18 protein-coding genes are annotated in these 20265 nt (G+C 51.0%); 6 read left to right on the top strand and 12 right to left on the bottom strand.

All coding sequences use genetic code 11. The features are described 5' to 3' along the window. The first annotated feature begins 41 nt into the window (after positions 1–41). The 4 genes from ACI48J_RS02570 (at position 42) to ACI48J_RS02555 (ending at position 5512) form a co-directional block, all read left to right on the top strand. On the top strand, positions 42–998 hold the full coding sequence (locus ACI48J_RS02570) for a D-alanyl-D-alanine carboxypeptidase family protein (protein ID WP_405081505.1): 957 nt from the start codon (positions 42–44) through the stop codon (positions 996–998). Between the two features lie 299 nt (positions 999–1297). After that, positions 1298–2053: a LytR/AlgR family response regulator transcription factor gene (locus tag ACI48J_RS02565; RefSeq protein WP_405081503.1), complete on the top strand. Its 756-nt coding sequence runs from the start codon at positions 1298–1300 to the stop codon at positions 2051–2053. Further along, the gene (locus ACI48J_RS02560) at positions 2040–3332 is read left to right on the top strand and encodes a GHKL domain-containing protein (protein WP_405081501.1); all 1293 of its coding nucleotides are present in this window, start codon (positions 2040–2042) and stop codon (positions 3330–3332) included. Before ACI48J_RS02565 ends, ACI48J_RS02560 begins: the two co-directional genes overlap by 14 nt. Before the next feature lie 122 nt (positions 3333–3454). After that, positions 3455–5512, top strand: a complete 2058-nt coding sequence (locus ACI48J_RS02555) for a serine hydrolase domain-containing protein (RefSeq protein ID WP_405081500.1) — start codon at positions 3455–3457, stop codon at positions 5510–5512. A gap of 87 nt (positions 5513–5599) precedes the next feature. On the opposite strand, the gene ACI48J_RS02550 is transcribed toward ACI48J_RS02555, so the two are convergent. From ACI48J_RS02550 to coxB, 12 genes are all read right to left on the bottom strand, one after another. Further along, positions 5600–6982: a TraB/GumN family protein gene (locus ACI48J_RS02550; protein ID WP_405081498.1), complete on the bottom strand. Its 1383-nt coding sequence runs from the start codon at positions 6980–6982 to the stop codon at positions 5600–5602. A 96-nt stretch (positions 6983–7078) separates the two neighbouring features. After that, positions 7079–8395 carry an ABC transporter permease gene (locus ACI48J_RS02545; RefSeq protein ID WP_326053165.1) on the bottom strand — a complete coding sequence of 439 codons (1317 nt, stop codon included), beginning with the start codon at positions 8393–8395 and terminating at the stop codon, positions 7079–7081. Beyond that, positions 8388–9290: an ABC transporter ATP-binding protein gene (locus ACI48J_RS02540; RefSeq protein ID WP_405081496.1), complete on the bottom strand. Its 903-nt coding sequence runs from the start codon at positions 9288–9290 to the stop codon at positions 8388–8390. Before ACI48J_RS02540 ends, ACI48J_RS02545 begins: the two co-directional genes overlap by 8 nt. A 38-nt stretch (positions 9291–9328) precedes the next feature. Continuing rightward, on the bottom strand, positions 9329–10273 hold the full coding sequence (locus ACI48J_RS02535) for an ABC transporter ATP-binding protein (RefSeq protein WP_405081494.1): 945 nt from the start codon (positions 10271–10273) through the stop codon (positions 9329–9331). Then, the gene (locus ACI48J_RS02530) at positions 10266–10787 is read right to left on the bottom strand and encodes a GntR family transcriptional regulator (RefSeq protein WP_405081492.1); all 522 of its coding nucleotides are present in this window, start codon (positions 10785–10787) and stop codon (positions 10266–10268) included. Before ACI48J_RS02530 ends, ACI48J_RS02535 begins: the two co-directional genes overlap by 8 nt. A 44-nt stretch (positions 10788–10831) precedes the next feature. Next, a complete protein-coding gene (locus ACI48J_RS02525) occupies positions 10832–11569 on the bottom strand; it encodes a hypothetical protein (RefSeq protein WP_405081490.1) in 738 nt (245 codons plus the stop codon). 337 nt (positions 11570–11906) lie between these two features. Beyond that, positions 11907–12362, bottom strand: a complete 456-nt coding sequence (locus ACI48J_RS02520) for a DUF420 domain-containing protein (protein WP_326053170.1) — start codon at positions 12360–12362, stop codon at positions 11907–11909. Between the two features lie 54 nt (positions 12363–12416). Beyond that, positions 12417–13244, bottom strand: a complete 828-nt coding sequence (locus ACI48J_RS02515; RefSeq protein ID WP_326053172.1) for a cytochrome c oxidase assembly protein — start codon at positions 13242–13244, stop codon at positions 12417–12419. Positions 13245–13345: 101 nt separating this feature from the next. Further along, positions 13346–13657 (bottom strand): cytochrome C oxidase subunit IV family protein, encoded by a 312-nt coding sequence (locus ACI48J_RS02510; protein WP_009671683.1) that lies wholly within the window; start codon positions 13655–13657, stop codon positions 13346–13348. Position 13658: 1 nt separating this feature from the next. Further along, positions 13659–14279: a cytochrome (ubi)quinol oxidase subunit III gene (locus ACI48J_RS02505; protein WP_326053174.1), complete on the bottom strand. Its 621-nt coding sequence runs from the start codon at positions 14277–14279 to the stop codon at positions 13659–13661. Next, the gene (gene ctaD / locus ACI48J_RS02500) at positions 14276–16099 is read right to left on the bottom strand and encodes a cytochrome c oxidase subunit I (RefSeq protein ID WP_326053180.1); all 1824 of its coding nucleotides are present in this window, start codon (positions 16097–16099) and stop codon (positions 14276–14278) included. Before ctaD ends, ACI48J_RS02505 begins: the two co-directional genes overlap by 4 nt. A 95-nt stretch (positions 16100–16194) precedes the next feature. Next, positions 16195–17193: a cytochrome c oxidase subunit II gene (coxB, locus tag ACI48J_RS02495; RefSeq protein WP_326053176.1), complete on the bottom strand. Its 999-nt coding sequence runs from the start codon at positions 17191–17193 to the stop codon at positions 16195–16197. 298 nt (positions 17194–17491) lie between these two features. Between coxB and ACI48J_RS02490 the strand changes: the two genes are divergently transcribed. Then, the gene (locus ACI48J_RS02490) at positions 17492–18166 is read left to right on the top strand and encodes a hypothetical protein (RefSeq protein WP_405081489.1); all 675 of its coding nucleotides are present in this window, start codon (positions 17492–17494) and stop codon (positions 18164–18166) included. 171 nt (positions 18167–18337) lie between these two features. Further along, positions 18338–20230: a DEAD/DEAH box helicase gene (locus tag ACI48J_RS02485; RefSeq protein ID WP_405081487.1), complete on the top strand. Its 1893-nt coding sequence runs from the start codon at positions 18338–18340 to the stop codon at positions 20228–20230. The last annotated feature ends 35 nt before the right edge of the window (positions 20231–20265 follow it).

Here is a 20265-nt window from a genome sequence, read left to right as displayed (position 1 = left end):
CAGCTGAAGCCTCGTGAGAATCGAGAGGAGAAACGTTATTTATGAAGTTGAAAACGATCTTTCTGGGTGGAACTGCCCTTGCTATTATACTGGTTCTGGTATGGAATTCCCTGACTCTTACCCGGCATCGTTCAGCATCCCCCGTACCGGAGCCGTCAGTATCCGCCCCCGTTATATCCGAACCGGCTGCCGGCAAAACGGATAAGAACCCGCCTTTGAACGAGTCCATAGAAGGGGAGGCCGCCGTCCTGATGGATGCCGAAACCGGAAAAATTTTATTCGGGAAAAATAAAGACCTCCGCCTCTATCCCGCAAGCACGACTAAAATCGTAACGGCGCTGGTCGCTCTCGAAAAAGGCCGCCTCCAGGACCCGGTCACCGTCGGTGATGAAGTCCGCTTAAAGACTAAGGGAGAAAGCACGGCGGGATTGGAGGAGGGCCAAAGCCTTACGCTCCGGGACCTGATCGTTGCCATGATGCTGCCCTCGGGCAACGATGCGGCCAGAACGGTCGCCCGCTATATTGCGGAGAAAGACAGCGGCCGCAAGCTCTCCGCGCAGGAGAGCATCGATTATTTTGCCGGGCTGATGAACGCGAAGGCCTCCAAGCTCGGTGCCAAAAAGAGCCATTTTACGAATCCGCACGGGCTGCACGATCCGGGGCATTATACGACTGCGGGCGATATGGCTTTACTGGGCCGCGAAGCCATAAAGAACAAAGTGTTCAGCTCCATCGTCAGCGAACCTAGGGAGGCCGTCGCCGTATCGTCCGGTTCCCGGACTTACGTTAACCGCAATCAGCTTCTGCAGGAAGAAAGCGAATTTTATGTGCAGGGTGTAAACGGGGTGAAGACAGGCTTTACGGATGAGGCCGGTTATTGTCTCGTATCCTCGGCGATTCTGAACGGAAAGAAATTTATCGGCGTCGTGCTTCATTCAAGCTCGGGCGGCGTCTATACGGATACCCGATCCCTTCTGAGGTATGCGGGGAACGACTAGATCCGGCCGGTGCCGCTTGTATCGCGCAGTAAACCTTGATTGTCAGGCAGCTTGGTGTTTTCAAAGATAAATAGGCGGGAGATTTACTCCCGCGCGTATATAAGATCCGCCCGGGGCTCTGCTTTCCGCGCGGATTTTTTGGGGTCGGGCTGCGATTTCGCTCCGGCTATATTCGTAAGAAGTGATTTAAGGGATTCAAAAGTGCATTTCATCCAAAAATGATCTATGCAAATTCAAAAAATTATATCATGCTTAGATAGAGTCCCGAAATATGGGAATGGAACTGAGAGGTGCACCTTATGTACAGAGTAGCCGTTTGCGACGATGAGGAGAAACAAAGAGAGCTTGCTAAAAACATCCTGATCGCTTTGTCGATAAAAACCAATATAGAATTTGAAATCGAATTATTCAGCTCGGGCGAGCAGCTCGCAGCCTATTATGAGCGTCAGGAAACCCCGTTCCATATTTTACTGCTCGATGTTGAAATGGGCGGGATTAACGGCATTCAAACCGCCCGGAGAATAAGAGAGTTAAATAATCTGGATGAACAAATTATTTTCCTGACCGGCTACCCCGAATATATGGTAGAAAGTTTTGACGTCATGACATTCCAGTATTTGATCAAACCCGTCGCCCCCAGGGTCCTGGAAGAGAAAATCATCAAGCTGTGCCAATACTTCCAAGCCCTTGATAAAAAATTTATGGTCATCAAGTCGGCCTACGACGAAGTCGTTATCAAATACGACGACCTCATTAGCATCGAAGCTGCCAAAAGCTTAACCATAAAAAGCAAGCTGCATTTTACAGCCGTTAATCAAACCTATGAAAGCAAAGGAACCATTTCGGATTATGCACTTGCCTTAAAAGATCATAAATTTCTGCAAATCCACCGATCCATTATTATTAACCTGCTTCATGTGAGGAAATTTGCCAAGGGAGTTGTTCTCATGTCCAATGGCATGGAATTACCCATAGGCCGTTCTAAAGTTAAAGAGGTTAAAGATGTATACACCAAATTTATGATTATGAAGGTCGATGGCTATGATTCAAACTAATTTGCCCATTTTTATTAGCATGGTAGTTGTAATGGCCGTCCAAATTAATTTTTTCTTCAACTCGGTTTTCGATAAAACCACGCAAAAACGCAGCCGTATCATTTACTTTCTTATCTTCGGGCTGCTCGATTACCTGTACCTCGTTACTTCCTTATCGCCTGCGTTCTCTTCGATTGTATCCCTGCTTCTCATCTTTACTATTGCGCAATCTTATCAAGTGGAATTTAGAATGAAAATCATTTTTTCCCTGCTTTACGCCGTTTTGATGTCTATCTCTAATACGATCTCTCTTTATATTTTATATACGCTGGATCATGTTGAATTTGACACCCTTGACCTTGTGACTCAGCGTGCCGCTCAATTTCCCTACACGAAGCTTATTTTCCTCAGCTGCATGATCATGTTCGTCGTCATTCAGATTATACGGCTCATTGCCAAACGCAGAAGCTTCTCGTTGCCTTATCGTTACTACGTCCTATTCTTGGTTATTCCACTCCTAAGCATCTATCACTTGAATATTCTAACGTATAAGAGTTTCTATTCTTTCCTTTCCGCCATGGGCTTTCTTTTCTTAAACGTGATGATTATCTATATTTTTGATACGATTATGGATAAATTTCAATTCATGCATGAGAACGCCCAGCTCCAGAAGCAGATGGACTATCAGGACGCGAATTACGAGAAAGTCGTTCACAGCTTCAAATCCATCAAAAGAATCATTCACGATACGAACCAACAGTTTTTATATATCGAAGAGTGTATTAAGCGAAATGAGCTGGCGGCGGCAGTGGAGCATATTAAAACGACCTTAAACAAAGTCGAGGGAGCCTATCAAAGGGTGAATACGGGAAATCTGGTTATAGACGCCCTTGTCACCAATACACTCGATATCGGGCAAGCCAATGGAATAAGAATCGACACCAGGCTTAACCTGCGCTCGCAAGAAATCCCGATTGACCGTTACGACTTATGTGTGGTTATGGGAAATATGCTGGATAACGCCATTGAAGCCTCCAAACATATCAAGATCGCGGAAGACAGGTACATTCTTATCAAAATACATGCGACCGAGTCCGCCCTTCTCATTCACATCTTGAATCATATGGAGAAGGAAGGTGCCCGCTTGCACAGCCAGAAACCAAACCCGGAATTTCATGGGATCGGATTAACCAATATCGCCAGAATTTGCGACAAGTACGGCGGTCATATGACCCTTGAAACGAAACATAAACAGTTCAATAATATGGTTCTCCTCCCCTTCTTATCGAGCAATCCCTAGACAACATGCTGTTTAGGGATTGTTTTTTTCGTTTCAGGGCGTTTTCTTATACTTCTATCATTTTCCATATATGATTAATTCAGCAAGAAAATTTCAAACTGAACCGCAAGGAGGAAGTATTCATGAAGAAGATGAATTCCGTATCCGTATTGATGACCACCCTGCTTTTAACGGTACCGGTCACCTCTGCATTTGCTCAAACGACTCAGGTGGATCCTGTTACGGAAAAAGCAAAGGTATTGGCTTCGAAGATTGTATCCGACTATGGGGCAAGCGGGGTACAGTATGCGATCAGGGATCACGGATCCGTTGTTCTATCCGGCAGCGCAGGTGTAAAAGATAAAGCTGCCAACAGCCCGATAACGAAGGACACGATGTTCGGAATAGGCTCCGTAAGTAAAGTGTACGTAACGGCTGCAGCGATGAAGCTCGCGGATACCAATCAGATTGAACTCGATAAACCGCTGATCACGTATTTGAAAGACTTTAAGATGGCCGATGAACGATACAAAAAAATTACACCGCGCATGTTGATGAATCATTCTTCGGGACTTTACGGCAGTCACTATGAGAATAGCTTTTTGTTCGATGACAATGATACGAAAACTCATGATGAATTATTGGCCAAATTGCGATCCGAACACTTAAAGGCAGACCCCGGAGAATTTTCGGTTTATTGCAACGATGGTTTTCAGCTGCTTGAAATCTTGGTTGAACGTATAAGCGGATTAAGTTACAGCGAATTTATTAAAACCCATTTTAGCAAGCCTCTTGATTTAAGCTCTACCAAAACAGCGCGCGATACATTTGATAGAAACAAGCTTGCAAAAACATATGTACCGGGGATCGATCAGGCTTTGCCTGTAGAAAATGTCAATCTGATCGGGACGGGTGGCATTTACTCCACGGCTGAAGAAGTAAGCAAGTTCGGCGATGTCCTGATCGGTAACCGGACGGACATTTTGTCCGAGAAGTCCGCCAAAGCTATGCAAAGTCATGAGTACAGAAAAGGAATATGGGTACCGGAAGAGTCAAATATCTTCAATTACGGCCTTGGCTGGGACGCCGTCAAGTTAGCCCCGTTCGATGATTACGGAATCACGGCGTTATCCAAAGGCGGGGACACGCAAATGTATCACGCGACTTTGACAGCCCTGCCGGAACATGATATTTCGATAGCGGTGCTTTCGTCGGGAGGAGCCTCCATCCACAACAGTATTATGGCATCGAATATTTTACTGGAATACGTAAAGAAGAAAGGCATCATTAAAGAGATTTTACCTGAAAAGACTTTCCCGCCAGCCGTGAAAGTGGATATGCCTTCGGAACTAGAGGCTTACTCCGGATTATACGGTGCTACGGATAAAACGGTAAATCTGGAGATTAAGAACGGAGAGATTGCTTTACCCGCTCTGTTCGGCGGATTGGTACCGGCTCAAAAATTTGTCTATATCGGCAAGGGACAATTCAAGAACAAAGAGGGGAATCTTACCGTAAGCTTCGACCGGGCAAAGAACGGAAAAACGTATTTGAAATTTAACGGGTACCTCAGCTTCCCCGGTTTAGGTCAAATGGTTATGGCTACATATGAATATCAAAAGCTGGACCGCAATCCTCTGGACCCTGCAACCAGAAAAGCATGGGAACAAAGAAACGGGAAACGTTACTACGCTTTGGATGAGAAAATTACTTCCGTCGGTTATGTGAACCAAGCGCTTTTGACCAAGGAAATAACGGTCGATCACGGATATGCATCCGGCACTAAAATTGTGAACCCGAATAAAGCCGTCAACGTAATTGCTGTTCCGGTCATGAGCGGCAGAGACACTTTTGACTTGAATTTTCACCAAAAGAACCATCAAGAATATTTAACGATCACTGGACAATCATATATCCGTGAAGATGCGATCCAGCCCTTCTCCCAAGGAAACTCCGCCATTCGAAGCATACCATCCAACGGTCAGGCCGTATGGTACAAGATTGATAAACAATCAGCCGGACGGACGTTAACCGTGAAGGCTCCCTCAAGCGGGGAATTCGCCGTTTATGATGCGAAGGGAAAGCTAGTGAACTTCTCAAAGATTAGCAAAAATTATTCGGCCGTACTGCCGGAGGGCGGGCTGATCGTTTTCGGCGGCAATGCAGGCGCTGTATTCAAAATTGATTTGAAGACTAAATAAAACGAGATGGCAAAGAAACCAGGCAGCGGACCGCTGCCTGGTTTCTTCGTTTCTTTTCATGGGATGGATCTCTAAGGCTCTTGAACGTTATTTAACCGGCTGAACGTCATAACCTTTCGCTTTCAACTGGTCGATGACCATATCTTTCACCACATAATGCGCGGAGCCGACGACTACGAAAGAGGTTCTTTCCCCGTCTTTCTCCAGAAGATCCGCAATCTTCTTGGCCATGTTTTTGTCGCGCTCGCCGATTAGATTCTTATTAAGCTCGCCTTCCATCAAGCCGCCCCGGACAAGTCCGTCCGCAACGCCTTTCGCATCACCCTTGCTCCAATCCAGTTGAAGCTGTTTGAAGGAGTCGGCCCCTTCCTTGCCTCCGTCCGCAAGCAAAGTATCCAGCAGGCTGTTCAAATCCTTCTCCTGCGCTTCGGGACTCAAGGAGTTGAACACGTCCGCTTGCAGCTTGATTCCTTCCAGTTCATGGACCGGTTTGCCCGTCAGCAGCGCTTTAGTAAGAAAATAGTGATCAATGCCGGACGCCGATGCCGCTGTAATTTGCTCGGGCTGGTCGAACAGGGAAAGCATAGATAAGTTGCTGGAGACGGCAAAGGGCTTATACTCTTCGAACGCCTGCTCCGGAATCTCCATTTTTTTAAGTACTTTTTGCAGCTTCTCGTACGTTTCTTTCGACACATGATCCTGGATCTTCGTGCCGTCGTCATACACCATCAGATTAGCGAAATAGCTCATATCCCCGGATAAAGTATCAGCTTCCACCCATAGATCATCCGAAGCTTCGAAGGCTTCTCTTATGTTTTTCTGGAGCGGATACATCTCGGGAATTCCCAGGTGGACCGACCCAAGCAGGTACAGGGTGTTATGATTATGCTTCACCTTCCAGAATACGCCTTTCGCCCCCTGTCCGGCTGTATCGTAGCTAAATTCCACCAGTCTAGAGGCAAGCACGGCGGCCTGTTCGGCCGTACAAGGCTGGTCTAGCTCAAGACCTTCGCTTGATCCCTGTACGATGCCTTTCTGCTGAAGGTATTCGATCGGAGAAGAAGAGCCGATCCCGAAAGAAGCCGGCAGCTCGTAGCGGGCCAGCAGCCCGTACATGGCACGCATAACCGTGTCTCTGGTGATCACTTTATTTTCCGATACCGGCAGGGGAAGATCTTTTTTGCCGAAACCGAGCTGATCGAGTTTGGCCGCCGTGCTTTCGATTAACGATGTAAACTTTGCGGCGTCAATCGCTTGTTGAAACTTACCGTCATAGTACCAGCCCATCGGGTAAATGCCGTATTTCTCTCCCTCGTTAAGAGTAGAGAGGGACCACGTGCTGATAGATGGGGTTGGAGCGGGAGCTTGCTCTGCCCGTACGGTTAAATTTGTTCCCCCGAGCAGAATCGTAACCCCTAATAAACCGGCTGCCGTCTTGCGGCTCCACTTGCTCCATAGATGACTTTTCATGTTCAAACATGCCTCCTAAACTTAGATGAGAAGAATAGCTTTAAATCGGGTGTTAACCCCTACCGCTACCTACGGAAACGGATGTGCGGATGCGCCTTACCCCTGAAAAGCCTTCATCGCTTTCCGCAGTTCCTTCCACGACGGGCGTTTGCCGTACATCAGCACGCCGGTGCGGTAAATTTTCGCCGACAGCCAGCCCAGCACGAAGATCGAACCGAGCATGATCGCGATCGAGATCACGATTTCCCACCAGGCCGGGTTTCCGAGACCGATACGCAGGAACATAATGAGCGGCGAGAAGAACGGCACATACGACATCGCGATGACGAACGGAGCCTCGGGATTCTGCAGCCCGAACATAGCCGTCATAAAGGCGATGATGATAAGCAGCGTGACCGGCATAACGGCCTGCTGCACTTCCTCGCTGCGGCTGACAAGCGAACCGATCGCCGCGAAAATAGTCGCGTAGATAAAGAACCCGCCCAGGTAAAACAGAAGGAAGTAGCCGAGCAAACCATACGGGATTAAGGATAGATCCAGATCCATCGCCTGCAGCGCCGCCCCGTTCCAAGGAAGCATCAGGTTCACGGCTACCACTACGCCGAACACCGCATTTTGCAGCAGTCCCATCAGGCAGATGCCGATGATTTTGCCGAACATCTGCTTAAGCGGCGAACCGCTGGAGATCAGAATCTCCATCACGCGCGAGCTTTTCTCCGCGGTAATTTCGGTGGACACCATGCTTCCGTAGCCGATTACGCTCATGTATAGCAGGAACAGCAAAGCATAGACCAGGATAAAAGCAATTCCCAGCTCTTCCTTGGATTTAGCCGGCGTTTCCGCTTCTTTCAAGGCTACCGTTTCCGTCGTCAAATTGACGGGCTCCTGGATCTTCGCCAGCACGGCAGGCTCTATGCCTGCTTGAGCAATCGCGCTGTTCGTCTTGATCGTCTGGAGAGCCGTTTTCAGAAGGCCTGCCGTCTCATCGGTGCCCGGATTTATCGAGAATCCGCTTGCTCCCGTTTGATAGAGAAGCTGCGGGAATTCCCCAGCGCCTGCCGGTTTAGCCGTCAGTACACCTTTGACATCCTCGTTTTTCAGTTTTTCACGGATCAATGCGGCATCCGCTTCGGCACCGCCCTTGCTTTCCAGCGGTACGATTTCAACGGTACCCGTGCCTGTCTTGGCAGCGGCAAAATAATCCGTCAGCTTCTGCTGAATATCGGTGCCGTTAGCCATCACCCCTATTTTGACGGCTTCCTTGCCGTCTTCTTTGGAAAATTGCTGGATGATAGCCGGGAGATTCACGACGGCCGAGATCAGCAGCACAAAAATAAGCGTCGTGATTTTGAACGACTTCGTTTTTAAGCGGTTCAAGAGGGTAAACCGGATCACGGTCAGCATGCTATTCATGAGACGATCCCACCTTTGCGATAAAGATTTCGTTCAGCGTAGGCTCCATGAGCTGATAGCGGTAAATATCCGTCTGTGCAACCGCGTGGGCCAAAATACGCTGTGCGGCGCCGGCTTCCCGGATACGGATCTCGTAGCCGTTCAGATGCTTTTCCACGGAAGTGACTCCTTCGATCGTTTCCAATCCGGGGACCGCCTCCTTCGTTTCCAGAAGAACGCGCTCTTTCGGGAACGACTGCTTGATCTCGCGCAGGTTGCCCTGCAGCACCGTGTTGGACTTATGCAGGATGCAAATATTTTCGCAAAGCTCTTCGACATGATCCATCCGATGGCTGGAAAACAGAATCGCTTTTCCGTTGTCCCGAAGCTCCTTGACCGTTCCTTTCAGGAGCTCGACGTTAACCGGGTCCAGACCGCTGAACGTTTCGTCCATGATAATGATCGACGGGTCGTGCAGAACGGACGCGATAAACTGAATTTTCTGCTGATTTCCTTTGGACAGTTCCTCTACCCGCTTATCGTAGTACTCGGGCACTTCGAACTTGGCCAGCCACTCCTTCAGCGTCCGGTCCGCCTGCTTCCGCTTGATGCCCCGGAGTTCCGCCAGGTAAATGAGCTGCTCCGATACTTTGTATTTCGGGTACAGTCCCCGTTCCTCGGGAAGATACCCCATCAATCTGCGCAGCTCGTCGCCGTACCCCTTGCCGTTCCAGCGAATGGTTCCTCCGTCGGGATAAATAAGTCCGAGCGACATGCGCATCGTCGTCGTTTTTCCCGCGCCGTTTCCTCCGAGCAAACCGTAAATCTCTCCCGGCTTCACTTGCAGGGAAATTCCGTTGACGGCCGTTTTCTCTCCATATTGTTTCGTAACGTGTTCCAGTTCCAGCGGCAACATAGTGATTGCTCCCTTCTCGATTGAATGGCTGATTTTCTCTATCTCTCTTTGTTTTCTGCCTTTTTCGCTATCTTCTCCCGAGCCAAAAGCTCCAAAATATCTTCAAGTTCCATAGCGGTCGTCCGCACCGGCGCGTTACCCTGCGAGGCTAGCGCCGCTTCCGTTTCGCTGGAGGACCGGGATACAATCGGGATCAGCCCTCCGTTCTCTCCTGTACCCATCGACACTACACCGGGCAAAGGACCTGAAGCCGGCTGCGGCGTTTCGCGGACCCAGATGCGCTTCCAGTCATCCAGCAGCTGATCCTTCTCATAGACACCGATGAGGCGGCCCCGGTTGATATACACGATGTAGTCCGCAAGCCGCCGGACTTCCTCCATCACATGGGTAGAGAAGAAAATACTCCGGCCCTCCCGTTCCATAAACTTCACTAGATGTTCTATCATCCGCTTGGTGGCAAAAGGGTCCAGACCGGACGTCGCTTCGTCGAGCAGCAGCAGTTCAGGCTCGTGAGCGGCTGCCAGAATGTAGCTCAGTTTGCGCTTCATTCCCTTGGACAGCGTCTTGAGCTTCAGCTTGCCGCTAAGCTCGAACTCTTCCATCATGGCGCGATAGAGTGTTTCGTTCCACGTCGGATACCAGCGGCAGACGAAATCGTGAAGCTCTCCGATCGTCGTGCAGCCGAGCTCTTCCCAGGTCGACTCCTCGGGCACGTAACCGATACGTCTCTTGATGTCGGTTTCGGTATCGTCCTCTCCGTACGGCCTGCCGAGCAGCTCCACCTTACCGCTGTCCGCTTTGGTCAAATTCATGAGCATGCGGAAAATCGTACTTTTGCCGGAGCCGTTTTGTCCAACCAGAGCCACCACGGTTCCGGTTTCCACCTCCAGTTCGAGCGGCCCGAGGCGCATATCGCCCAGCATCTTGTCCACCCCGGACAGCCGGATGGCACAATCTCCGTAACGCACAGCCTCCCTATTCATTTCCGCTCCCCCCTTCTTCCGGTTCGACGGCTGCTTTGGCCAAACCGGGGACTTCCTTATTCGAACCTTTATTTCCCGGATTGTCCGTGCCCGGCTGACGATTCCCCGGTGTTACCTGCCCCTCATTCGTAATTTCCAGCAAAGCCTCTTCAAACAACTGCTTGAGTTCCTCAATGGTACAGCCGACACGCAGTCCGCTGCGCAGAGCATCTTTCATCGCTTCCACCACCGCTTCCTTCCGGTATTGCTCTCGAGTCACTGCGCCCACCTTGGCGACAAAAGTGCCGGTTCCCTGACGGGTCCGCAGAATACCTTCATTCTCCAGATCCTGGTACACACGCCGGATCGTGATAACGCTGCATGACAAATCTTTCGCAAACTCGCGTATTGAAGGCAGCAGCGTACCTTCGGGCAAATGCCCGCTGAGGATCAGTTCTTTAAGCTGAACCTGAATTTGATGATATAACGGCTCCGGATTATCCGGTGAAATTTGGATCGGAATATGCAACTGCATCACCTGCTTTCAAGCTTTCATCATTCTCGCAAAAGGTACGTCACTCATGATGCAAACAGATCCCGGTATCCCAACTTTCTATCGAGGATCTTCCACGAGAACCCCAACGCAGCCGCACCGATTATAACCGAACAGGCTGGCACAATCACCCCGAATCGTTCAATACCGCTTATCACAAGGGGCCACACCATGTAATTCCCGGCCCACCAGAGCAGAATGGAAAAGATCAGCGTGGCCAAGAGCATCAGCAGACTGAAGCGGAAGAAGAGTTTTCCACGCATCGACAATTCTCCATACAGGTAAAATGAACCGACGGCCAACACCATTCCCCACCAGAAGAAAATCATGCCCAGCCATGTCCCCCATCCTACCGGTTCAATCCATTGTAAGGACATCATCACGCGGATTCCCACATGCAAAAGCAGAATAAAAAAACTGGAATACAGGATGTAAACCAAAAACCGGCTCGTCACGATTTCCTTGTTTCTGACCGGCAGCATTTTCAACTGCAGAATTCGCTTCGTATAGGCGTCGTTTTTCCAATAATTCATATTTCTTGTATCAATCGGGTAACCGACCACTTGAATGACCGATAGTACAAACAGGTTAAACACCACCGTCAAAAAACCATGCACTCCACCCTCCATCGACACTTCGGGCTTCATGAAAACAAACAGCACAAACATCGCATTCAAATAATAAAGCAGGCTCCAGATATATCCATAGCGGACCATTTTAAGATCCTGTTTGGCCAGCCACCATACATTGTTCCACATACTCATGCGAACACCTCACTGTGTTTACTGTGTTTACTGTACTCACTGTGCTTGCTGTGATTACTGTGTATATTTATATTAACAGTATGCACACACTTCCGCAACCCCTTTTACCACTTTTTTCTGTCCCCTATTCTCCACCCCTATACACTTGCTCCTGCTCACTTTTCTTGCTCACTGCCTTAACTTATAAGTTCCGTCCTATCCCTTGTACCACCTACTCACTCCCTCATATTCACTTCTTTACGCTTTTCAAAAAACAAAAAAACAGCCCGCTGTTTTCGTTAGAAAACAAAAGGCTGTTTAATCTCGCTACGCGGCTATGTGTAAAGCTTCAGAACTCTTACAAGCCAAAAATCACATCGATAAGAGGTTTCGTCTCCCCGCCAGGAAACAGAATATAGAGCAGAATGTAAACCACTACGCCCGTAGGCGCCACGAACATCCATATGGTTGCCGTAATAGGGCCTACCTTCCGGTGTCGTATCCAGTTCTTTTTGAAAGCCAGAATCAGGGTGACGATACCGAACACGGCTCCCACCGTAGCGAGCGTAATATGGAAAATTAAAAAGATATGGTACGCAAGCTTAAGGCTTTCCGGTCCGTCAAATGAAGTATTGCCTTGAAAGATGGTACGTGACATATAAATGGTGAAAAAGATCAGCGCAGAGATTGCCCCCGCAATCATCAATTTCGTATGAGTCTCCCGGTTGCCCTTACGAATCTGATACCAACCGAAAGCGACGAAGATGGCGCTGATCACGATGAACATCGTGCTGATCGTCGGCAGTACATGCATGATTTAAATCCCATCCATTCCCTATATTAAGACACAGAGTCAGTGGCAAAAAACTCAAGCCGTCGTCAGACCGTTGTTTTCCTGCGGGTCGTCCGACAATTCGTCCTCTTGTGCCCTCTCCGTACGATACCACTTGAAGAAAATCATAGCAAGGGCAGAACCGTAAACAATTTCTTGAATTACTTTCATCAGGACCCCGCCAAGCTGTTGGTCGTCAAGCAAAGGCAGCGCATCGAACGGGATTACCACATTTGCATACATCGCATAGATCGGTTCGCTCGCAAAAATAATGAGCGCACAGGCCGGAGTGAGCAAAATTCCGTTCACCGCGATATAAGCCAATTTCATCAGGCTGGACAGTTTATCGTGCTCCGGCAGCGGTGGGAAAACCGGGAACCACATGGCGAAAGCCGTAAACAGCAGGACCGCGTGATAGCCGAGCAGCATCCATTCGTTTTCCATCAGGGTATCCATAATAAGCGGCAGATGGTAAATCGAGAATAGCAGGTTAAACGCCAGAACCGAAATCAGCGGATGGGTGAAGAATCGCAGCAGACGGTTCATAACAGTCCCTTTGAAAATAGGACGGATCAACCAGGCCGGCAGCCCGTTCAAGATAAAGATCGGCATGATCAGATACAAGAGAGACTGCTGCAGCATATGGACACTGAACAGATAGTGATGACCCAGATAGTTGATCGGGCTTCCCTGCCCGATGTAGAACAAGGCAATTCCGGTGTAGAACGAGAGCTTGACCTTGGAACTTACAGGTTCTTCCCCCGCGGCCGCTGCCTTGGAAGGAGAGGTCAAACTGCGATAGACGAGACCGACAACGACAACGAACAGCAGAACTACAGGGTTCCACAACTCAAAAAAACCCATCGCTGTGTCAGCTCCTTTACCTTATATTTTCTTGCCCGGATGAAAAAAAGGAGCGGCCTGTTGCAACAATAGCCAACGAAGCCGCTCTTCTTCTTTTTATCTTACCACCAGGTCCAGTAAACCCCAGCGGCTACGGCCGTTAAGGCGACTATGCCTCCAAAGATAATTCCCACGATCGGGAACAAGTGGCCTTTTTCCTTCATGTGCATCCAATAAGCAAGTTGAAGGGCTATTTGGATCAACGCCATGAAAATAAGGAATGCGTACAGAAAAGACTTATCCAATCCGCCGTACATGACAAGCGCGAAAGCAATCATGGTCAGGAGAATGGAAGCAATATACGAAAAGTAATGGTTAGCCGGGCTTTCCTTCTTGTAACGTTTACTTGGTGAAGTTGTTTCGTTTGTGCTCATCTTAAGGACCTACCTTCCCCATCAGATAAACGACCGTAAAGATAAATACCCATACTACGTCGATAAAGTGCCAGTACAAGCTGGCGACATAGAACTTCGGTGCGGTAACGACGGTAAGACCTTTGCGTGTTCCCTGGATGATCAGCAGAGTGATCCACAGAACCCCGAAAGCAACGTGGCCGCCGTGGAAGCCTACGAGCGTATAGAAGGAGGTTGAGAACGCACTGGTCGTAAACCCGTGTCCTTCATGGACATATTCGTAGAACTCATACACTTCAAGCCCAAGGAAGCCAAGACCGAGCAATACCGTAATGGCTAACCAAAACAGCAAGCCTTTTACGTTGTTTTTGTGCATCGCCATGATGGCGAATACACTGGTCAAACTGGACGTCAACAGGATGAACGTCGCCCAGGCGACCGTAGAAAGCTTAAACAGTTCCATCGGAGTCGGCCCCTCCGGAATCTGGTTCCGGAGAGCGATATAGGTGGCAAACAGCGTACCGAACAAAACCATCTCGCCGCCGAGGAAGAGCCAGAAGCCAAGAACCTTATTCTTGCCTTCCAGCGTTGCCTTCTCGGGCTCCAGCGGCAACGTACCCGCGTCGTGCGTATGCGTGCTCATCGTTTAACCCCCTTGTCGTTAAGCTCCTCCGGTTCGATATGCCAACCGTGGTCGTCAAAGACGGAACGAAGCAGCATGCAAAGGAACGTAATGCCGATACCCACGATACAGATCACATAGATGTGGTACATGAAGCCGAATGCGGAGATAAACAGCCCGAGAGCCATGAACAGCGGCAAAATCGATGGAGACGGCATATGAATCGAACCAACAGGTTCAGCCGGAGTCATCTCTTTGTTGCCAGCCATTTTTTCTTTCCACAGAGCGTCAAGACCGCGAACAAGCGGAGTTTGTTTAAAGTTGTATTCCGGTGCCGGAGAAGGAATCGTCCACTCCAGCGTACGGCCATCCCACGGGTCGTTCGGTGCATCTTGAGGTTTTCTGTTCGTCGCGATCATGTTGATGATGAACACGAGAGTACCGATACCCATCAGGAATGCGCCTACCGTACTGACAAGGTTACCTGCAGTAAGGCCCGGATCGTAAGTGAATACGCGGCGAGGCATACCCATTAGACCGAGGAAATGCTGCGGGAAGAAGGTCAGGTGGAACCCGATAAAGAAGGTCCAGAAATGTATTTTACCCAAAGTTTCGTTCAGCACGCGGCCGAACATTTTTGGCCACCAGTAGTAAGAACCGGCGAACAAGCCAAGAATCAGACCACCGACGATAACGTAGTGGAAGTGAGCGACAACGAAATAAGTATCATGATACTGGAAGTCGGCAGCCGGTACGGAAAGCATAACCCCGGTTACCCCGCCCATTACGAACGTCGGAATGAATGCCGTTGCGAAAAGGCTGGACGTCGTAAAGCGGATTTGTCCGCCCCAAAGGGTGAACAGCCAGTTGAAGATTTTGATCCCTGTCGGAACCGCGATCGCCATCGTTGCGATGGAGAAAATCGAGTTGGCAACAGGACCGAGGCCTACGGTAAACATATGGTGAACCCAAACCATGAAGCCCAGGAAACCGATCAGAGCCGTCGCGAATACCATCGAGCTGTAACCGAAAAGGCGCTTGCTGGAGAAGGTACTTACGATCTCGGAAATGATACCGAACGCAGGAAGAATCAGAATGTAAACTTCGGGGTGCCCGAAGATCCAGAAGAGATGTTCCCAAAGGACGGTGCTGCCGCCGCGGGCCGGATCAAAGAAGGCTCCGTCGAAGATACGGTCAAACATCAGCTCAACCAAACCTACGGTAATCGCAGGGAAAGCGAACAAGATCAGTGCGGACGTAATAAAGGACGCCCAGGTAAACATCGGCATACGCATATAGGTCATGCCGGGTGCACGCATGTTAATGATCGTTACGAGGAAGTTAATCCCCCCGAGGAGGGTTCCAAGGCCGGCAATCTGCAGACCGAGAACATAGAAATCGACCCCGGTAATATTGCCACCAATCGTAATGGCTTTCGTACTATCTACTATAGATGAAAGTGGAGCGTATGCCGTCCAACCGGCATTGGCTCCGCCCCCCATGAACCAGGACAGGTTCAGAAGGATGCCCCCGAATAAGAAAAGCCAGAATCCAAGGGAGTTCAGAAACGGAAACGCAACGTCTCGGGCCCCTATCTGCAAGGGGATTATCGCGTTCATAAATCCGAAAATCATAGGCATGGCCGCGAAGAAGATCATCGTCGTACCGTGCATGGTTGTCAGCTGGTTGAACGTATCACCGATAAAAATTTTCAAGTCTGGATTCATGAGCTGAATCCGGATGAGAATGGCTTCCAGTCCGCCGATCAGGAAGAACAGTCCGCCGGCCATGTAGTACAAAATACCGATCTTCTTATGATCCACGGTGGTCAGCCAATCCATCAAGCCGGTGTACCGCTTCACTTGATGGTGTGCGTGCGCATGCGCGTGGGCGTGTGCTTGTGCCAACGTATTAACCTCCTTTTTCCTGAGAAGTCTTACTTCAAGCTGTTCAGATATTTAACAATCTCATTAACCTGATTATCCTCAAGCGGTACTTTAGGCATTAAAGTTCCCGGCTTCTCGGCTTGCGGATCTTTGATCCATTTCTTCAAATTCTCGTCGTTGTGTTCCAGAACACCGGCGAGCATTTCACGGTCCGCATAACCGTTCAGGTTAGGACCGAAACCGAGTCCTTTCGGATCGATCGCATGGCACTGCAGGCATTTCTGTTTGAACAGCTCTTCGCCTTGCTTCGCATCTGCAGGAACAGCGGCTGGAGTTTGCATATTCGTCACCCAGGCGTCAAAATCACCTTGTGCGAGCGATTTCACTTTAAAGTCCATCAAGGAGTGGGACGCGCCGCAAAGCTCCGCACATTTACCTTTGAAGACATCGACATCGTCAGCTTTCAAATAGTACACGTTCGTCATGTTGGTGTTCGTATCCATTTTACCGCCGAGAGACGGAACCCAGAAGGAGTGAGTAACATCCGCGGAGGTAAGCTCAAGCGCGATGTTCTTTCCAGTAGGGATTACAAGATCCTGAGCGGTCGAAATGCCGAGCTCGGGATACTCGAACTGCCACCAGAATTGGTGAGCGGTTACTTTAACATGGATAGCATCCTTATCCTGCACGTAGTTCGTAGTGTGCTTGAACGTATAGTAAACCGTCGGTACGGCCAGCACGATAAGCAGCAGAATCGGAATAACCGTCCAGACAATCTCCAGCACGTGGTTACCTTCCACTTGCTTCGGAATGCCTTCTTGTCCCTTCCGTTTACGGAAACGGATGATTACGAACAAATACAATGCAAATACCACTACTACAACCAGAAGCATGATGGCGATCGAGATCTTCATCAGAAACAGCTGTTCTGATGCCACCGGCCCTCTAGGTCGCAAAGCGGAAAGCGTCGGGTCTCCACAACCCGCAAGGAGGAACGTCATCACCGCAAATAGGGGGACTAGACGCCAATTCTTTTTCCATCGACTCATTGCTTATCAACCCCACTTTGTAAACCAATATTTTTACCACGAACGACAGGCCTATGTCAATCAACCTTATCACTTAATTAACTATAATTAGGTAAAACTTTTTTGTCAATTCTTCTTGGAAAGTTCACAAATTGTTCTAAAAGCTGTTACATTTTGCGATTTTTTTGTTGATTTGTCTTGCATTGATTTCCTTCCTGCTCGGTTTTTAGCATTAGGATGCATCATTGCGTCCCGTATAATTCACACCTCCCCGCTTCATCCTAAATTTACGTCAGTCTTTCAACAAGGAGGAGCAATCATGAACAAGATCAGGCGCCGTTTAATCCCTGCCCTTTCCGCGGCCGGCTTCATTATTGTAACTGTATCGGGATGCACTAATACGTATCCGAAGGAAACCAGTTACGGACTTCCCAAGCAGCGGATTGAAGGCCAGGGACAGAGCCGGGCTTATCAGACCCAGCAGCAGGTCAGCGCCGTTTCCCACAACAATACTTTCTTCGCGTACGACCATGAACTGTCCACACAAATTGCGGCCATGCACGGGGTGATGGGAGCTATCGTGATGAGAACAGACCGAAATGCCTATGCCGCCATCATGGTGGACAACTCCGCATCCGGAACCAAAGCGGGGCGCAGCGAAACGAAAACGCATGGCCCAGGGGACAAGAAAAACCAAATTCCACAGCCCTACTACGAGAACCTGTATACGAACGAACTCGCTTCGGACTTCCTCGGCTACGTGACGGTCCAGGATCATAAAAATTTATCCCATAACTTCAAACAGGAAATAGCCCTTAAAATCAGACAGCTCGACCCGACCGTGCATGATGTGTACATCTCGGCTAACCGTGAATTCATTAACCAGCTCAACCATTATAAACTGGATGCCCTGTCAGGCGCTTCGCTCAAACCTTATGTGAACGAGTTTAATCAAGCAGCGACACGTATATTCGGGACGAAACCGCAGCCGTAACCGTAAAAGGAGATTCATGTCAGGAAAAACTCCTTTTTATAGGAAGAAAGTCATGCGGAGGCATCCTTCATATCGATAAGCAGACAGAGGAAACCAAGCCATAGCTTTCCATCGTGCGGCCGTTAGGGTAGAATGGGAAGCATCCCTACATTCGAAGGAGCTTACACCAATATGTCTTTTCCATTTATAGACCTCGGCGTTCGTCCGGAGCTGGCCAAACTGCTGGCTCGAAGCGGCGTATCCGATCCGACTCCCATCCAGCAGCAGGCGCTGCCCGTTGTTTTCCGCGGCGGCGATGTGATTGCCCAAGCACAGACCGGAACCGGCAAGACGCTCGCCTTCCTGCTTCCCATGCTGGAGCGGACTAATCCCACACGCGCCGAAGTGCAGGGGCTTATTCTGACCCCCACACGGGAGCTTGCCATACAGATCGCCGCGGAGGCCGCCAAGCTGGCGCCCGCCCTCGGCATTAACGTACTGGCCGCATACGGCGGACAGGATGTCGAGAAACAGCTGCGCAAGCTTTCCTCGACAGGCGGTGTCCATCTGATCGTCGCGACTCCCGGACGCCTGCTCGATCACCTGCGCAGAGGATCCGTCGCTCTGTACAAGATTTCCATGCTGGTCCTCGACGAAGCCGATCAAATGCTTCATATGGGATTCTTGAATGAAGTCGAGGAAATCATCGCCCAGACTCCTCAGAGACGGCAGACGATGCTGTTCTCCGCAACGATGCCGGACCCGATCCGGAACCTGGCCAAGCGTTACATGGTCAATCCGGAAGAAATCCGGGTAAAAGCGAAGCAAGTTACGCTCACGGAAATCGACCAGTCCGTAGTGCGCGTATCGGATCGCGGCAAGCTTGACGCCTTGTGCAGAGCCATAGATACGGATAAGCCTTACCTCGCGATGATATTCTGCCGCACGAAGCGGAGAGCGGCTTCCTTAAACGCCGACCTGCAGGAGCGCGGCTACAAGTCGGACGAGCTTCACGGCGATCTGTCGCAAGCCAAGCGCGAGCAGGTCATGAAGCGGTTCCGCGACGCCAGCATCCAGCTGCTGGTTGCCACGGATGTGGCTGCGCGCGGGATCGATGTGGAAGGCGTAACACACGTCTTCAACTATGACATCCCGCACGATGCGCAAAGCTACATCCACCGCATCGGACGGACGGGACGGGCGGGCCAGACCGGTGTCGCCGTCACGTTCGCAAGCCCGCGCGATCAGGTCTACGTCGACCAGATCGAGCAGGGCATCCGCCAGCAGCTCCGGCGGCAGGACGCTCCACGCCGTGAACGCGGCGAGGAGACCGACGAGCGCCGCGAGCGCGGCGGACGCAGCCCCCGCGGCGAGCGGAGCTTCGGCGGCGACGGCAGAGCCAAGCCCGCGGGCAAAGGCGGCGGGCGCTCCCGCGGCGGCGACGGAGCGGGACGCTCCGAAGGCCGCTGGGAGCACCGCGCCGACGGACCGCGCGGCGGTTCGGGCGGCCGGGGCCGCGGCCGTGCGGATGCGCGCGACGCGGGCGGACCGCGCAGCGGCGCACGCAGCGAAGGCGGCTTCCGCGGCGATAGCGCGGAGCGTCGCGACGGCGCGGACCGCGGCGGACGCGGACGCAGCGGCGGAGAACGCGGCGGCTTCGGCGGACCGCGTGGCGGCTCGGGCCGCGACGGCTTCGGCGGACCGCGTGGCGGCTCGGGCCGCGACGGCTTCGCCGGCGGCAGCGCCGGGCGCGGACCGCGCAGCGAGAGCGCGCGCGACAGCGGACGCGGCACACGCGACCGCGACAGCGTGGCGGGCCCGTTCGGCGAAGCCGGCTGGGGCGTAAGCGCCAAGCAGCGTGAAGAAGCGGAAGCCCGCAGCAGCCGCGGACGCGGCGGCGCCGATTCCCGCGGATCACGCGGAGGCGGTTCCGGCCGCAGCGACTTCGGCGGCTCGCGAAGCGGCGGAAGCGCCGGGCGCGGATCACGCAGCGGCGGCTCTAACGGCCGCGGAGCAGGCCCGCGCGGTGGCGGTTCGCGAAGCGGCGGACCTGCTCCGCGGGGCGGTTCCAAGCGCGGCAGGTAATTCAGCCGACGCGTATTGAACCGGCATTTTTATCA

The sequence above is a fragment of the Paenibacillus chitinolyticus genome (assembly GCF_045038035.1).
GTDB classification, from domain to species: domain Bacteria; phylum Bacillota; class Bacilli; order Paenibacillales; family NBRC-103111; genus Paenibacillus_F; species Paenibacillus_F chitinolyticus_A.
This window is presented reverse-complemented; position numbering and strand designations above follow the sequence as displayed.

Excerpts from the sequence above, each read along its gene's own strand:
- ACI48J_RS02570 (WP_405081505.1), top strand. The coding sequence starts at position 42 with ATGAAGTTGAAAACGATCTTTCTGGGTGGAACTGCCCTTGCTATTATA.
- ACI48J_RS02565 (WP_405081503.1), top strand. The coding sequence starts at position 1,298 with ATGTACAGAGTAGCCGTTTGCGACGATGAGGAGAAACAAAGAGAGCTT.
- ACI48J_RS02560 (WP_405081501.1), top strand. The coding sequence starts at position 2,040 with ATGATTCAAACTAATTTGCCCATTTTTATTAGCATGGTAGTTGTAATG.
- ACI48J_RS02555 (WP_405081500.1), top strand. The coding sequence starts at position 3,455 with ATGAAGAAGATGAATTCCGTATCCGTATTGATGACCACCCTGCTTTTA.
- ACI48J_RS02550 (WP_405081498.1), bottom strand. The coding sequence starts at position 6,982 with ATGAAAAGTCATCTATGGAGCAAGTGGAGCCGCAAGACGGCAGCCGGT.
- ACI48J_RS02545 (WP_326053165.1), bottom strand. The coding sequence starts at position 8,395 with ATGAATAGCATGCTGACCGTGATCCGGTTTACCCTCTTGAACCGCTTA.
- ACI48J_RS02540 (WP_405081496.1), bottom strand. The coding sequence starts at position 9,290 with ATGTTGCCGCTGGAACTGGAACACGTTACGAAACAATATGGAGAGAAA.
- ACI48J_RS02535 (WP_405081494.1), bottom strand. The coding sequence starts at position 10,273 with ATGAATAGGGAGGCTGTGCGTTACGGAGATTGTGCCATCCGGCTGTCC.
- ACI48J_RS02530 (WP_405081492.1), bottom strand. The coding sequence starts at position 10,787 with ATGCAGTTGCATATTCCGATCCAAATTTCACCGGATAATCCGGAGCCG.
- ACI48J_RS02525 (WP_405081490.1), bottom strand. The coding sequence starts at position 11,569 with ATGAGTATGTGGAACAATGTATGGTGGCTGGCCAAACAGGATCTTAAA.
- ACI48J_RS02520 (WP_326053170.1), bottom strand. The coding sequence starts at position 12,362 with ATGCATGTACTGCCGACGATCAGCACGATGTTCATCGTGATCAGCGCC.
- ACI48J_RS02515 (WP_326053172.1), bottom strand. The coding sequence starts at position 13,244 with ATGGGTTTTTTTGAGTTGTGGAACCCTGTAGTTCTGCTGTTCGTTGTC.
- ACI48J_RS02510 (WP_009671683.1), bottom strand. The coding sequence starts at position 13,657 with ATGAGCACAAACGAAACAACTTCACCAAGTAAACGTTACAAGAAGGAA.
- ACI48J_RS02505 (WP_326053174.1), bottom strand. The coding sequence starts at position 14,279 with ATGAGCACGCATACGCACGACGCGGGTACGTTGCCGCTGGAGCCCGAG.
- ctaD (WP_326053180.1), bottom strand. The coding sequence starts at position 16,099 with ATGGATTGGCTGACCACCGTGGATCATAAGAAGATCGGTATTTTGTAC.
- coxB (WP_326053176.1), bottom strand. The coding sequence starts at position 17,193 with ATGAGTCGATGGAAAAAGAATTGGCGTCTAGTCCCCCTATTTGCGGTG.
- ACI48J_RS02490 (WP_405081489.1), top strand. The coding sequence starts at position 17,492 with ATGAACAAGATCAGGCGCCGTTTAATCCCTGCCCTTTCCGCGGCCGGC.
- ACI48J_RS02485 (WP_405081487.1), top strand. The coding sequence starts at position 18,338 with ATGTCTTTTCCATTTATAGACCTCGGCGTTCGTCCGGAGCTGGCCAAA.